This is a genomic window from Mesorhizobium silamurunense (assembly GCF_014843905.1).
In the GTDB taxonomy this organism is placed as follows: Bacteria; Pseudomonadota; Alphaproteobacteria; order Rhizobiales; family Rhizobiaceae; genus Mesorhizobium; species Mesorhizobium silamurunense.
Window position 1 is genome coordinate 42888 of record NZ_LPVS01000080.1, and the last position, 14102, is coordinate 56989.

Below are 14102 nucleotides of genomic sequence, written 5' to 3' on the forward strand. Positions count from 1 at the left end.
TATGTTTCGCTGATCCTTTGCCAGAAATGGAAAGCGACCCGGCCGATCCGTCGAACGCCAGCGACCGGAGCGTCAGGCCATTGATCTTCGCGGACTGAGATTTGCTTGGCCGACCAGCGCCAACTGCGCGGCGGCCGGCGCAAACGGCCGGGTATTGGTGCCGTCCCGCGTCATGGTCACGAAACTGGACGGCGGGATCGCCTGCCAGTCGCCGCCGTCGCGGTCGAACGGTTCCGAGACGAGGCAGCGGCCGGGGCGCGTGGCGAAGGCACCGGTATAGAGCGTCGGGGCGTGATCGTCCGTGGCGTAACGCACGGCGTAGAGCGCCTCGCCATCGGAAAACGCTGCAGTCAGCTTCAGGGACGGCTCGATGCCGGCGCGGCGCGAAGCCTCGACGACGCGGCCGGTCGCGCGCGACACGGCACCCTGCGGGTCCGTCGATAGCCCCTGGTCGATCATCAGCAGGAAGAAGAGTTCGGAGTCGGTGGTGCCTTCGCGCTGGTCGAAGACTTCGTCGGTGAGCGAATTCTCCAAGGCGCGGCGGATCTTCTCGAAGCCGCCGATCTGGCCGTTGTGCATGAACGACCAGCGGCCGGAGACGAACGGGTGGCAGTTCATGCGGCTGGTGGCGCCGCCGGTCGAGGCGCGCACGTGGGCGAGGAACAGGCCGGACTTGATCTGCCGGCAGAGACTTTTCAGATTGGGGTCGGACCACGCCGGCAGGATGTCGCGATAGAGGCCGGGTTCCGGCCGGTCGCCATACCAGGCAAGGCCAAAACCGTCGCCATTGGTCGGCGACTTCGCCTCCTGGGCGCAGTGGCTCTGGGCGATCAGTGAGTGGCAGGGCGCGGTGATGATGTCTTCGAGGAAGACCGCTTCACCAAGATAGGCCGCCCACCGGCACATCGCATTCCACCATCTATCAGGCGCGATCCATCAGAGCCGCCGGCTCCTTGGCCGCGTGTGAGCCTCGATTGTGCGTGCGCTCGTAGAGCTCGCGAACGATTCGGCTCGCCGTAGTCTCGAACAGAAACGGCAAGAAAGCGTGAACAAGCGCAGCGCCGGCAGCCATCGACAGGCGGGAACAGAACCAGGCGGCAAAGGCCATGTGGCCGAAATAGGTCTCGCCGACCTTGGCCGGGTGAGACGTGAAGAGCGCCGAAAACCGTGTCGTCATGGTGATCCCTCCTGCCGGGATGAGCCCCGATGCTGAGTATCCTGCCACACTGCTTTGGTTCATTGGTCCCAAATTGTCCTTGCTTTTGGCACTTCTATGGGACATTCATCCCAACATGATGATAGAAATCGATGAAATTGATCGAAGATTGCTGGTCGAGTTGCAGCGCGACGGCACGCTTTCCGTCGACCAGCTGTCTGAGCGCGTGGCCTTGTCGCGCAATGCCTGCTGGCGGCGCGTCAAGCGGCTGGAGGAGGACGGCGTCATCACGGGGCGCGTGGCACTGGTCGACGCCGACAAGCTTGGGCTCGGCCTCTCGGTGTTCATCCTGATCCGCACCTCCAACCACGACCCGGATTGGCTGCAAAACTTCCGCGCGGCCGTGATCGGCTTTGCCGAGATCACCGGCGTCTACCGTATGTCCGGCGACCTCGACTATGTGCTGCGGGCCCGCGTCGCCGACGTTAAAGCCTATGACAGGCTCTACCAGCGGCTGATCGCCAAGGTGGCGCTGTCGGACGTCTCCGCTTCCTTCGTGATGGAGGAGATCAAGGAGACGACCGTGGTTCCGGTGGAGCTGCGCTGAAACCGGCGGAACCGCGCTCAAAGAAAGCCGTTGATAGGCCTATCGCCGAGTTGACCGAATCGCCATTCACGCCGATAGGAATGGGCTCATGCGCACCGCTGTCTATCCCTCCTCCGTCATCGGCCCCACCGTCGGTTTCGTCAGGCTTCCGCATGGCGAGGGCTTGCCATTGCCTGCCTATGAAAGCGCGGGCGCTGCCGGCATGGACCTGCGCGCCGCGGTGCCGGAAGACCGGCCGTTGCTCATCCTGCCAGGAAAGCGCGCGCTGGTGCCGACAGGGCTGATCCTGGAAATTCCGGAAGGCATGGAAGGTCAGGTTCGGCCGCGTTCCGGCCTCGCCTTCAAGCACGGCCTGACCGTCCTCAACACGCCTGGCACCGTCGACAGCGACTATCGCGGCGAGGCGAAGGTGCTGCTCGTCAATCTCGGCGACGAGGATTTCGCCGTGACGCGCGGCATGCGGATCGCGCAGATCGTCTTTGCCGCGGTGACGCAGGTCACCAGCGAGGAACGATCGCTCGCCGGCGGGACGACACGCGGCGCCGGCGGTTTCGGGTCTACCGGCACCGCTTGAATGGCAATACCCAAACTCGTCATCTTCGACTGCGACGGGGTTCTGGTCGATACCGAGAACCTTGCCAACCGGCGTTTGGCCGAATGGCTGACTGCCGCCGGTTTCCAAACCACGTTCGAATATTGTCGCAAGAACTTCTCGGGCCGCAGCATGGCTTCGGTGCAGAAAGAGATCGAAGCAGCGACCGACGTCCGGCTCGGCGCCGACTTCGTCGATCGCTGGAACGCCGGCCTGCCGGACCTGTTCGCGCATGGCGTCGAGGCGATCCCTTACGTGCGCGATTTCATCGAAAAGGTGCGGGCCGCCGGCATCGCCTATTGCGTCGCTTCATCGGCGCGGATTTCGAAGATGCATATCACGCTGGGGCAGACCGGGCTGGTGCCGCTGTTCCAGCACGCCATGTTCTCCTCGACCATGGTCGGGCGCGGCAAGCCGTTCCCCGACCTCTTCCTCCACGCGGCCGCGACGATGGGCTTCGCGCCGGCGGACTGCATCGTCATCGAGGACAGCGTCGCAGGCACCCAGGCCGGCATTGCCGCCGGCATGCGCGTGTTCTCCTATCACGCCGATCCTTTCTCCGACCGCGACGGTCTGGCGGCAGCCGGCGGCGTCCTGTTCGACGACATGCGGGAACTTGCCGAACTGGTGCCGATACCCTGATCGGGCCCGCTGCTTATCTCGAAACTCCGTGCTAGCGTGAGCGCTCCGAGGGGCGCTTTCCATGATTTCCACCTTATTCCGTCTCGTGCTTGCGTGCCTGCTGCTGCCATGCCTATGGGCGGCGGCGGACGCCCAGGCCGTCAGCTTTCCGGAGCTGAACGGTCCCGTCCCCGGACACCAGGACGTCACCTATCTCGACCTTGCCAGGATGGTCATTCCCGATCTGAAAGCGAGCGGCGACGGCTTTTACAATGGCAGCGCGCCGATCGAGATGCGCCATATCCTCGGCGGCGACGAGGGCGGCGCGCCGCCCGAGACCATCAGCCTGCCCAACGCCGCCATGCTTGCCATCAAGGCCGCCGGCAAAGACCGGCTGACCATGCTCTTCGACCTCGGCCAGGCGCAGGACAGCGCCGAGGGCTTTGCCGTGCTGGCGCTCTACGATCTCGCGGGCAAGCCGAGGCTGCTGGATGCTGTGAATGTCGGCACCGACCGGAACAGCTATTTTCGCGATCCCGGCAAGCTTGCACTCGGTCCCGGCGACGACGCGCTCATCACCATCAGCATGCATTTCAACTCGAACCAGGGCTATGCCGGCACGATGCTGATCATGGTCCGCAACGACCGCTTTTACCTGATCGACGCGATCTATACGTTCGACGAAAATTACTGCGCCTACCGGCGCACGCAAAACCTGGCCTTCCGGAGCCTTGGTGGCCACAAGCCTTATGCGCCCATCAAGGCCACAGTGACGGACGAGACGGTGCCGAGCAAGGAAAGCTGTGACGAGGCGCCGCCAAAGGCCACCTCTCACGACATTTCCGTCACCTATCATTGGGACAAGGCCAAGTCGGGCTATGTCAAGAATTCCGACGCCTTCGAGAAATTGTCAGCAGAAAACGAGAAACGCTTCTGAACGAAACGCATTCATTTGCCCGGCCCCGGCCTGCGCGATAGATTTCCCCTCACAACCCGATCATGATTGAGGACCCGCCATGGACAAGGGCAAGATTTTTCGCGATCTGCACGCCTCTACCTTCGTCATGCCCAATCCCTGGGATGTCGGCACGACCAAGCTTCTTTCCTCCTTCGGTTTCAAGGCGCTCGCCACGACCAGCGCCGGCTTCGCCTTCTCGCGCGGCCTGCCCGACGGCGCCGTGACCTTCGAGGCCATGATCCACCATTGCCGCGAAGTGACGGCTGCGACCGATCTGCCGGTTTCGGCCGACCTTGAGCGCGGCAAGGGCGATAGCCCCGAGCAGGCCGCCGAAACCATCTTCGCGGCTGAAGCCGCCGGCCTCGCCGGCTGCTCTATCGAGGATCATACGGGCGACCCCGACAATCCGATCTACGATTTCTCGCACGCGGTCGAACGTGTTGCCGCGGCGGTCGAGGCGGCTCGGGCGCTCAAGCACGATTTCGTCTTCACCGCGCGGGCCGAGAACTTCCTGTGGGGCAAGACCGATCTCGACGACACGATCAAACGGCTGCAGGCCTTCGAGCAAGCCGGCGCGGACGTGCTTTACGCGCCCGGCCTGAGCGATATTGAGACGGTGCGGACCGTGTGTTCGGCGGTGACCAAGCCGGTGAATGTCATGGCGCGGCCCGGCTTCACCGTCGCCGACCTTGCCACGGCCGGCGTCAGGCGCGTCTCGCTTGGGCCATGGCTGACGAATTTCGCCTATGGCATGCTGGAAACGGCGGCTCGCGAAATCCAGCAGGACGGGACCTTCGGCTTCACGCGCGCGGCAATGCCGTTCGGCAAGCTGCAGGCGCTGTTCCGCGAGACCAGCGCATGATGCTTAAGGCCGCGCCGCTTCGCGCGCGGAAATCGCCTTGTGCAGATGCACCATCATGGCGGCGGCAAAAAGCGGCGTCAAAAGGTTGAGCAGCGGCACCGCAAGGAAGGCGGCGATGACCAGCCCGGCCAGGAACACCGTGCCGGCATATTTCCGGCGCAGCGCCTTGGCCCCGGCCTCGGGGCGGAAGCGCATGGCGGCGAATTCGAAGAACTCGCGGCCCAGCAGGTAGCCGTTGACGATGAAGAAGGCTGCGATGTTGATGCCCGGCACCAGGAGCAGCAGCAGGGCGACGACGTTGCCGAGGATGACGACGCCGAAGAATTTTATCGCCAGCACCAGCGATTGCAGCGCCGGCAGGGCGCGCCCTGGCGGATCGTTGGGATAGTCGGTGCGCTCGACCACCTCGGCGACATCGTCGAGGAACAGACCGGCGATGATAGCCGTCACCGGCGCGACGAGAAACGCCATCCCGACGGCCAGGACGATGCCGGCGATGATGGCGCTGAGCCAGCCGGCCCAGGAGGGTAACCCCGGAACAAACGTTTGGAGCCATGGCCAGGCCAGCCATTCGAGCAGGCTCTCAATGCCGAACCACAGGGCCACCAGCGCCAACACGGTGAGCCCGAGCGTCTTTACGAAGACGGAGCGGAATTCGGGCGAGAACAGCTGGCTGGCGGCGGCGCGGGCGGCGTCGAGAATCACGGCGTCTTCAACCCCTCATCGAGAAGGACGCTTCCGACATAGGCAGGGTCGCCCCCCGGTGCAACTACCGCGCAAGCCTGGCCTGCCTCGCCGGAATCGTCATGGCCGCGACGCCGACGACGACGAAGGCCATGCCGAGCCAAGCGGTCGGCCCGAGGCTTTCGCCGAGGAAGACGGCGCCGATGCCGACGCCGATCGGCACGCGCAGGTAGGCCTGGGAGGTCGTGCCGACCGAGCCCAGCGTGTGGATGAGCCGGAAGAAGATCGAGAAGGCGAGCGCTGTCGAGAACACCGAGAGCCCGAAGAGGGCCAGGATCGATGCCGTCGATGGCGTCAATGTCCAGGGCCGGTCGAAGACGAGGCTCAACGGTATCAGGATCGCGGCGCCGCAGATCATCGAGCCGGCGGCCGGAACCATGGGATCCAGACCTCTGAAGTTTCGGCCAAAGATGGCGGCGCCCGCATAGCAGATGGTGGCGGCGACGACCGCGAGCTGCGCCCACAGCTGATGGCCGATGCCGCCAAGAGCCTCGGTGCCGACGATAAGGCAGATGCCGGCGATGCCGGCGCCGACGCCGACCAGCTTGCGCAGCGTCACCGGCTCGTGGCGGGTGATCAGCGCCGTCAGCAGGAAGGTGAAGATCGGCGACGTCGCATTGAGGATCGTGGCAAGGCCGGCGTCGATCGAACGTTCGGCGGCGGCGATCAGCGTGAACGGGATGACGCTGTTGAGGCAGGCCTGGAACATGAAGCGGCGCCAGTTGACCACGTCCCGCGGCATGGCAAGGCCGCGCCAGCGGATGAGGCCAAGCAGGATGCCCCCCGCGATCAGCGTGCGCCCGGCGATGAAGGTGACCGGCGGGATCGTCTCGACGCCGATCTTGATGAAGGTGTAGGAGGCACCCCACAACACCGCCAGCAGGCCAAGCAGCGCCAGTTCGGTGGTCATTTCGGTTTTCTCGGACATCTTGTGGTTCGCGCCTTCAGCCTGTTTTTGGTGGTCCGCTTCTAGCTCACATTGCGGCGGAGATGTTTCGATCACGATCCAACCATAGCCGTCGTCGCCACCACCGATATGGTCCAGTTCGGCGCGATGGCTGCCGCAGCAGCAAATCACAACCGATCGGAAGCCTGCGAAGCGGAAACCGGCGCCGATTTTCGGGGTAGGCAAAACGGCTGCGAGCCGCTAGACCCGCGCCCGGCCGGCATGCCAGAAAGCCGGGTGGGTTCTTGGCGGAGATTTTGATGCCGGAATATGACGTGCTTTGCATCGGCAATGCCATTGTCGACATCATCGCGCAGTGCGACGAGGCCTTTCTCGAGACCAACGGCATCATCAAGGGAGCGATGAACCTCGCTTTCTCGAGACCAACGGCATCATCAAGGGAGCGATGAACCTCATCGACACCCGGCGCGCCGAGCTGCTCTACAGCCGCATGGGGCCGGCGATCGAGGCTTCGGGCGGCAGCGCCGGCAACACGGCCGCGGGCGTGGCGAGCTTCGGCGGCCGCGCCGCCTTTTTCGGCAAGGTGTCCAACGATGCGCTCGGCGACATCTACACCCACGATATCCATGCCCAGGGCGTGGCCTTCGACACCAAGCCGCTTAAGGGCGAGCCGCCGACGGCACGCTCGATGATCTTCGTCACGCCGGACGGCGAGCGCTCGATGAACACCTATCTCGGCGCCTGCGTCGAGCTCGGACCGGAGGACGTCGAGGCCGACAAGGCCGCCGGAGCCAGGGTCACCTATTTCGAGGGTTACCTGTGGGACCCGCCGCGCGCCAAGGAAGCCATCCGGCAGACAGCGAGGCTGGCGCACGCCGCCGGCCGCGAAGTCTCGATGACGCTGTCGGACTCCTTCTGCGTCGACCGCTACCGCGACGAGTTCCTCGAGCTGATGCGGTCGGGCACTGTCGACATCGTCTTCGCCAACAGCCACGAGATCAAGTCGCTCTACCAGACCGCTTCCTTCGAGGAAGCGCTGGCGGCGATACGCAAGGATTGCAAGATCGGCGCCGTCACCCGCTCGGAAAAGGGCTCGGTGATCGTGCGCGGCGACGAGACCGTCACCATCAAGGCGACCACGATCAATGAACTGGTCGACACCACCGGCGCCGGCGACCTCTATGCCGCCGGCTTCCTCTACGGCTATACGAGCGGCCGCAGCCTCCAGGATTGCGGCGATCTCGGCTCGCTGGCGGCCGGGCTGGTGATCCAGCAGATCGGCCCGCGGCCGCGCCAGAATCTGCGCCGCGAGGCGGAACAAGCCGGGCTGATTTAGTTCCGCTGCGTCACCGCGGTCAGGCGCCAATGAGGCCGTCTGTCGCGCCGCTGTCATAGATCGCTCCTACAGGCATGGTGGGCGTTCCGTGACTGACATTTCGGGACGCCCGCAGCAGTTGGGTGTAACATGCAAGACAGCAACCTGTCCGGTCGCTGCGTCTGCCGTCATTGCGATTGCCGCTTTCCGCTATAGCCGTTCAAGAACCCGCCGCGGCTGGAGGAGAGCGCGGCGCGCAAGACAGAAGCATGACCAGATTTCAAAATCCGCCTGAGGGAATTTCGCAAGAGGCCTTGGCCGGGCTGGTGGCCGAGGCCGTGCAGCAGGCTTTGATGCAGCATGGTGTCCTGCTGGACGCGGAGGCCCTCGTTTCCGCCAGCGCGATTGCGGGCAGTGTTGCCGCCGCCCTGCCCTTCCTGCCGCAGGCGCAGCGGCTTGCGATCACCTCCTTCAAAGGTGGCTGGGCGGAGCCAACGTCCGAGCTTTTCCGCGCAATGGCGGAAAAACTCGCGCGCGCCGACCAGGCAGGCGTCGACAGCGTGGACGAAAGCCCGACAATCGGACTTGCCAGGCCTGCCTCCCGGCCTTTGGCCGGGCGAGCCTCCGAGCTCCAGTCGATGCTCATCGAAGACTGGGCCGGGGAGGTTGCCGGCTCGACCTATCTCGAAGAGAAATTCCGCATCCCCCGCTCGACCTTGCACCGCTGGCAAAGGCGGGGCGAGGTCGTTGCGCTTCGCAAAGGCGGCCGCAAGCACGTCTTCCCGCTCGCCCAGTTCGTCGACGGCAGGCCGGCTCCGGGCATAAGCGATGTGTTGGCGGCGATTACCAATCCGAGGCTGGCCTGGTTCTGGCTGACCCGCCCTTCCATCGAACTGGGCGGCCGTATCCCCATCGAAATGCTCCGCGAGGACATGATCGAGGATGTGGTGCGCGCCGCGCGCGGCTTGTCCTGATCCGCGATTTCCAACATGGCTCCATGTTTTCGGCGCGCCGCCGTGCCAAAATATCAGCGGGCTATCTTTCTGTCATGAAACTGTAACAAATGGCACATTTGACACATTTACCAGCTTAGACTCATGTGCCTTACGTATATGTTGTGCAATATGTGCCATTCTTGCAAATATGTGACGTGATATTTGCGCAACAAGACTTTTCTAAGGGCCGAAAAGCCGTTTTTCGGACACAATCTCTGTTGTGAACGACCGCCAGTTAGGCCATGTCGAAGGCGAAGAAGCGGCGCTGGTGCGCGACTTTTTCAACGATGGGGACGGGGGTGGCAGAGCCGGATGGCTTGTCAGGCCTGTCTTGAACCTTTGACTGGAGATTCAAGAAAATGAACATCAAGAGCCTTCTACTCGGCTCAGCTGCGGCCCTGATCGCAGTTTCGGGCGCCCGCGCCGCCGACGCGGTGACCGTCGCCGAGCCGGAACCGGCCGAATACGTCAAGATCTGCGACGTCTATGGCGCAGGTTACTTCTACATCCCCGGCACCGAGACCTGCCTGCGCGTCGGCGGCTATGTCCGCTATGACGCCGGCTTCGGCGATGTCGGCTCGTTCGACGGCCGCACAGCCACCGACCATGAGGACGGCGACGCCCAGGATACCTGGAAGAAGAACGCCCGCTTCAACCTGAAGACCTGGACCGGCCAGGAAACCGAGCTTGGCACGTTGAAGACCTATACCGAGACCAAATTCAACTTTCCGAATGGCGGCGCCACGTCTGTTTCGCTGAGCTTCGCCTGGATCCAGCTCGGCGGCCTGCGCGTCGGTAAGGACGAAACGCCTTACGATCAGTTCATCGGCTATGCCGGCAACGTCATCCAGGACACGCTGATTCATTACGGCATGAAAGACACCAATGTTGTCAGCTACTATTTCGACGCTGGCAGCGGCATCTCGGGCGTGATCTCGCTCGAAGAAGGCTCGGACTCTACGGGCTCCACGGGCATTTCCGGCACCATCGACAGCTATGTTCCCAATGTCGTCGGCGGCTTGAAGTATAAGGGCGACTGGGGTGCGATCACCGGCGTCGTCGCCTATGATAGCTCTTACGAGGAAGTGGCCGGCAAGGTCCGTTTGGACGTCAATGTCACCAAGGAACTGTCGCTGTTCATCATGGGCGGCTACGGCACCGACGACAACTTCAACGACGCCAGCTGGGCTATCCCGGCGCGTGGCCGCGGCTTCTACAAGCCGTGGGGCGGCAACTGGGCAGTTTGGGGTGGCGGCACCTACAAATTCACCGACAAGGCGGCGTTCAACCTCCAGGTTTCGGCTGACGACGCCAGGAACGCCGCCGTTGCGGCAAACATAGCCTATACGATCGTTCCCGGCTTCACGATCACGACCGAAGTCGACTATGTCCACGACGGCAAGTTCGGAGACGCCGACGATTTCAACTGGACCAAGGCCGACAAGAAGAACAGCGTCGGCGGCATCGTCCGTTTCCAGCGCTCGTTCTGATCGGACCAGCGATCCTCACACGGAAAGGCCCGCGGCACCGCCGCGGGCCTTCTTGTTTGATCTAAACAGGACCTTCGCCGCGCCGGCTCCTCGTCAATTCCCCGCCGTGTAGGCCGCGATCGCCGCCATGTTGACGATGTCTGAGTCCTTGGCGTTGAGCGAGACGATCTGGACCGGCTTGTTCAAACCGACCAGCAGCGGGCCGATGACCGTCGAGCCGCCGAGTTCCTGCAGCATCTTGGTCGAGATCGAGGCCGAGTGGAACGCCGGCATCACCAGCACATTGGCCGGGCCGGTGAGCCTAATGAACGGATATTGCGCCATGGCGCGCGGGTTCAACGCCACGTCGGCCGCCATCTCGCCGTCATATTCGAAATCGACGCGGCGCTTGTCGAGGATGCGCACGGCCTCCTGCACCCGCTCGGAGCGCTCGCCCTGCGGGTGGCCGAAGGTGGAGTAGGCGAGCATGGCGAGCCTCGGCTCGTAGCCCATGCGGCGGGCAAAGCCGGCCGCTTCCTCGGCGATGTCGGCGATTTGCTCGGCGTTCGGCATGTCGTGCACGGCGGTGTCTGCGACCAGCACGGTGCGGCCCCTTGCCAGCACGATCGAGACGCCGATGACGCGGTGGCCCGGCTTGGCGTCGATGACGCGGCGCACGTCGTCGAGCGCGGTGGAATAGTTGCGGGTCACGCCGGTGACGATGCCGTCGGCATCGCCAAGCGCCACCATGCAGGCGGCGAAATGGTTGCGGTCGTTGTTGATCAGGCGCTGGCAGTCGCGGAACAGGTAGCCTTTCCGCTGCATGCGTTCGTAGAGATAGTCGGTGTAGATGCCGTTGCGGCGCGACAGCCTGGCGTTGATGATCTCGAGGCCCTGCTTGTTGAGATCGATGCCGGCGTGCTTGGCGTTCTCCTTGATGACGTCGTCGCGGCCGAGCAGGATCGCCGTGCCGAGCTTCTGGTTCACATAGGAGACGGCGGCGCGCATCACCTGCTCCTCCTCGCCTTCGGCAAAGACGATGCGCTTCGGCTGCCGGCGCACGCGGTCGTAGATGCGCTGCAAGGTCGAAGCGATCGGGTCGCGCCGGGCCGACAGCTCCTGCGCGTAACGGTCAAGGTCGAGGATCGGCTTGCGGGCGACGCCGGACTCCATCGCGGCCTTCGCCACCGCCAGCGGAATCGCCGAGATCAGGCGCGGATCGAATGGCACCGGGATGATGTAGTTGGGGCCGAATTTCGGCCGGTTACCCTGATAGGCCGCCGCGACATCGTCCGGCACATCCTGGCGCGCCAGTTCGGCCAGCGCCCGGGCCGCGGCGATCTTCATCTCGTCATTAATGGTGGTGGCCCTCACATCCAGCGCGCCGCGGAAGATGTATGGGAAGCCGAGCACATTGTTGACTTGGTTCGGATAGTCCGAGCGGCCGGTGGCCATGATGGCATCGGTGCGGATCTCGCCCACTTCCTCGGGCGTGATTTCCGGATCGGGATTGGCCATGGCGAAGATGATCGGGTTCTTGGCCATCGACTGCACCATGGCGGTGGTCAGCGCGCCTTTGGCGGAAAGGCCGAGGAAGACGTCGGCGCCGTCAAGCGCCTCGGCGAGGCTGCGCGCCTCGGTCTTGACCGCATGCGCCGACTTCCACTGGTTCATGCCTTCGGTGCGACCCTGGAAGACCACACCCTTGGTGTCGCACAGGATGATGTTTTCCGGCGAAAAACCCATCGCCTTCATCAGTTCGATGCAGGCGATGCCGGCAGCGCCCGCGCCGTTGCAGACCATCTTCGTGGTCTTCATGTCGCGACCGGTGATCTCCAGCGCGTTGATCAAGCCGGCGGAAGAGATGATGGCGGTGCCGTGCTGGTCGTCGTGGAAGACGGGAATGTCCATCAGCTCGCGCAGCCGCTGCTCGATGATGAAGCATTCCGGCGCCTTGATGTCCTCGAGGTTGATGCCGCCGAAGGAAGGCCCGAGGAAGCGCACGCAGTTGATGAACTCGTCGGCGTCCTCGGTCGCCACTTCGAGATCGATCGAATCGACATCGGCGAAGCGCTTGAACAGCACCGCCTTGCCTTCCATCACCGGCTTGGAGGCGAGCGCCCCGAGATTGCCAAGCCCGAGGATGGCGGTGCCGTTGGAGATGACGGCGACCATGTTGCCGCGCGTCGTGTAGTCGAAGGCGCGGCTTGGATCCTCGGCGATGGCGAGCACAGGCACGGCGACGCCCGGCGAATAGGCGAGGCTGAGATCGCGCTGCGTGGCCATCGGCTTGGTGGCGACGATCTCCAGCTTGCCGGGCCGCCCCATGGCGTGGAATTCGAGCGCTTCCTGCGCGCTGACGGAGGGACCACTGCTTTCGGTTTTCCTGGCCATGATGCTTTCGATTCCCTCACCTGTGCGGCACCGCTTGGGACAGGTGCTTGCTTATGGTTCTCACGGATTAAGGCTACACGCGGCCGCTGTAAACCGACAAGGCGGGCGAAGCTGCTTCAACACGGAAGGCCCAAGCAGTGCGGCGGCGCGAAATAGCAACGAGCTGGCAGCATGGCTCGCGGTTTCCCCTGCTTTTCGAGCGCCCGGCATTAAACCGCGCTGTTACATCTGCTAGCGTTCCGGCATGAACATGCACATGCCGACCGATCCCGACGCCCAGGAAACGACGACGCCGGCGCCCACCGTGGGCGGGGTCACGCCGATGATGGAGCAGTATATCGAGATCAAGGCGGCGAACCCGGATTCGCTCTTGTTCTACCGCATGGGCGATTTCTACGAGCTGTTCTTCGACGACGCCGAAAAGGCAACCCAGGCGCTCGGCATCGTGCTCACGAAGCGCGGCAAGCACCAGGGCCACGACATTCCGATGTGCGGCGTGCCGGTGCACGCGGCGGACGACTATTTGCAGAAGCTGATCGCGCAAGGTTTTCGCGTTGCCGTGTGCGAGCAGATAGAGGATCCCGCCGAAGCCAAGAAGCGCGGTTCGAAATCAGTGGTGCGCCGCGACGTGGTGCGGCTGGTCACGCCCGGCACCATCACCGAGGACAAGCTGCTCGCGCCCTCGGAATCGAGCTTCCTGATGGCGCTGGGCAGGGTGAAGGGCGGCAATGCGGCCAGCCAAGGCAGCTTCGCGCTCGCCTGGATCGACATCTCGACCGGCGCCTTCCGTGTCGCCGAGACGACGGCGGAGCGGCTGCTCGCCGACATCTTCCGCGTCGATCCGCGCGAGTTGATCGTCGCCGAGCCCGTGTTCCACGACCCGGAATTGCGGCCGGTCTTCGACGTGCTGGGCCGGGTCGCCAACCCGCAGCCGCCGTCGCTGTTCGATTCGGCATCGGCCACCGGCCGCATCGCCCGCTTCTTCGAGGTGGCGACGCCGGATAGTTTCGGCACATTCTCGCGCGCCGAACTGTCGGCGATCTCGGGCACTATTGCCTATGTCGAGAAGACGCAGAAGGCCGAGCGCCCGCCACTGTCGCGGCCCGAGCGCGAGGAGAGCGGCTCGACGCTGTTCATCGACCCGGCGACGCGCGCCAATCTGGAGCTCTTGCGCACGCTTTCCGGCAGCCGCGACGGCTCACTGTTCAAGGCGATCGATCGCACGGTGACCGGCGGCGGGGCGAGACTGCTCGCCGACCGGCTGATGGCGCCGCTGACCGATCCGGCGGCGATCACGGCAAGACTGGATTCGGTGTCGTTCTTTCGCTCCGAGACGCGGCTTTGCCAAGGATTGCGGGCGAGTCTCAAAAGCGTCGCCGACATGCCGAGGGCGCTGTCCAGGCTGGCTCTCAACCGCGGCGGCCCGCGCGACCTTGGCGCGCTGCGCGCCGGCTTCGAGGCCGCGGGCGCGATCGCCGCGCT

The 14102-nt window shown here is 64.2% G+C and carries 13 protein-coding genes and 1 pseudogene; 9 read left to right on the forward strand and 5 right to left on the reverse strand.

Translation table 11 applies throughout. The features are described 5' to 3' along the window. Positions 1–72: 72 nt before the first annotated feature. Positions 73–906 carry a class II glutamine amidotransferase gene (locus tag AU465_RS23050; protein ID WP_192253495.1) on the reverse strand — a complete coding sequence of 278 codons (834 nt, stop codon included), beginning with the start codon at positions 904–906 and terminating at the stop codon, positions 73–75. Between the two features lie 16 nt (positions 907–922). After that, complete coding sequence (locus AU465_RS23055) at positions 923–1177, reverse strand: DUF6356 family protein (protein ID WP_192253498.1); 255 nt, start codon at positions 1175–1177, stop codon at positions 923–925. 115 nt (positions 1178–1292) lie between these two features. Between AU465_RS23055 and AU465_RS23060 the strand changes: the two genes are divergently transcribed. The 5 genes from AU465_RS23060 (at position 1293) to AU465_RS23080 (ending at position 4796) form a co-directional block, all read left to right on the forward strand. Beyond that, positions 1293–1763, forward strand: coding sequence for an Lrp/AsnC family transcriptional regulator (locus AU465_RS23060; protein ID WP_192253501.1), 471 nt, complete (start codon positions 1293–1295; stop codon positions 1761–1763). A gap of 88 nt (positions 1764–1851) precedes the next feature. Next, complete coding sequence (gene dut / locus AU465_RS23065; protein WP_192253504.1) at positions 1852–2337, forward strand: dUTP diphosphatase; 486 nt, start codon at positions 1852–1854, stop codon at positions 2335–2337. Then, positions 2338–2997 (forward strand): HAD family hydrolase, encoded by a 660-nt coding sequence (locus tag AU465_RS23070; RefSeq protein ID WP_192253507.1) that lies wholly within the window; start codon positions 2338–2340, stop codon positions 2995–2997. Positions 2998–3058: 61 nt separating this feature from the next. After that, positions 3059–3913 (forward strand): hypothetical protein, encoded by an 855-nt coding sequence (locus AU465_RS23075; protein ID WP_192253509.1) that lies wholly within the window; start codon positions 3059–3061, stop codon positions 3911–3913. Between the two features lie 79 nt (positions 3914–3992). Next, the gene (locus AU465_RS23080; protein WP_192253512.1) at positions 3993–4796 is read left to right on the forward strand and encodes an isocitrate lyase/PEP mutase family protein; all 804 of its coding nucleotides are present in this window, start codon (positions 3993–3995) and stop codon (positions 4794–4796) included. 3 nt (positions 4797–4799) lie between these two features. Here the strand turns inward: AU465_RS23080 and AU465_RS23085 are convergent, their stop codons facing one another. Continuing rightward, positions 4800–5501, reverse strand: coding sequence for a sulfate transporter family protein (locus AU465_RS23085; protein WP_192253514.1), 702 nt, complete (start codon positions 5499–5501; stop codon positions 4800–4802). Between the two features lie 64 nt (positions 5502–5565). Continuing rightward, positions 5566–6468 carry a DMT family transporter gene (locus AU465_RS23090; protein ID WP_246506330.1) on the reverse strand — a complete coding sequence of 301 codons (903 nt, stop codon included), beginning with the start codon at positions 6466–6468 and terminating at the stop codon, positions 5566–5568. A gap of 278 nt (positions 6469–6746) precedes the next feature. On the opposite strand from AU465_RS23090, the pseudogene AU465_RS23095 reads away from it, so the two are divergent. From AU465_RS23095 to AU465_RS23105, 3 genes and pseudogenes are all read left to right on the forward strand, one after another. Further along, positions 6747–7783 (forward strand): annotated as a pseudogene (locus AU465_RS23095) (adenosine kinase). 248 nt (positions 7784–8031) lie between these two features. Then, positions 8032–8736 carry an antitoxin Xre/MbcA/ParS-like domain-containing protein gene (locus tag AU465_RS23100; RefSeq protein WP_192253516.1) on the forward strand — a complete coding sequence of 235 codons (705 nt, stop codon included), beginning with the start codon at positions 8032–8034 and terminating at the stop codon, positions 8734–8736. Between the two features lie 380 nt (positions 8737–9116). Then, positions 9117–10247: a porin gene (locus AU465_RS23105; protein ID WP_192253518.1), complete on the forward strand. Its 1131-nt coding sequence runs from the start codon at positions 9117–9119 to the stop codon at positions 10245–10247. Positions 10248–10340: 93 nt separating this feature from the next. On the opposite strand, the gene AU465_RS23110 is transcribed toward AU465_RS23105, so the two are convergent. Then, the gene (locus AU465_RS23110; protein ID WP_192253520.1) at positions 10341–12620 is read right to left on the reverse strand and encodes an NADP-dependent malic enzyme; all 2280 of its coding nucleotides are present in this window, start codon (positions 12618–12620) and stop codon (positions 10341–10343) included. A 244-nt stretch (positions 12621–12864) separates the two neighbouring features. On the opposite strand from AU465_RS23110, the gene AU465_RS23115 reads away from it, so the two are divergent. Continuing rightward, the coding region (locus AU465_RS23115; protein WP_512699439.1) for a MutS N-terminal domain-containing protein at positions 12865–14102 on the forward strand (1238 nt) is incomplete at its 3' end.

Coding starts and splice junctions, on each gene's coding strand:
- AU465_RS23050 (WP_192253495.1), bottom strand. CDS start 906: ATGTGCCGGTGGGCGGCCTATCTTGGTGAAGCGGTCTTCCTCGAAGAC.
- AU465_RS23055 (WP_192253498.1), bottom strand. CDS start 1,177: ATGACGACACGGTTTTCGGCGCTCTTCACGTCTCACCCGGCCAAGGTC.
- AU465_RS23060 (WP_192253501.1), top strand. CDS start 1,293: ATGATGATAGAAATCGATGAAATTGATCGAAGATTGCTGGTCGAGTTG.
- dut (WP_192253504.1), top strand. CDS start 1,852: ATGCGCACCGCTGTCTATCCCTCCTCCGTCATCGGCCCCACCGTCGGT.
- AU465_RS23070 (WP_192253507.1), top strand. CDS start 2,338: ATGGCAATACCCAAACTCGTCATCTTCGACTGCGACGGGGTTCTGGTC.
- AU465_RS23075 (WP_192253509.1), top strand. CDS start 3,059: ATGATTTCCACCTTATTCCGTCTCGTGCTTGCGTGCCTGCTGCTGCCA.
- AU465_RS23080 (WP_192253512.1), top strand. CDS start 3,993: ATGGACAAGGGCAAGATTTTTCGCGATCTGCACGCCTCTACCTTCGTC.
- AU465_RS23090 (WP_246506330.1), bottom strand. CDS start 6,468: ATGTCCGAGAAAACCGAAATGACCACCGAACTGGCGCTGCTTGGCCTG.
- AU465_RS23100 (WP_192253516.1), top strand. CDS start 8,032: ATGACCAGATTTCAAAATCCGCCTGAGGGAATTTCGCAAGAGGCCTTG.
- AU465_RS23105 (WP_192253518.1), top strand. CDS start 9,117: ATGAACATCAAGAGCCTTCTACTCGGCTCAGCTGCGGCCCTGATCGCA.
- AU465_RS23110 (WP_192253520.1), bottom strand. CDS start 12,620: ATGGCCAGGAAAACCGAAAGCAGTGGTCCCTCCGTCAGCGCGCAGGAA.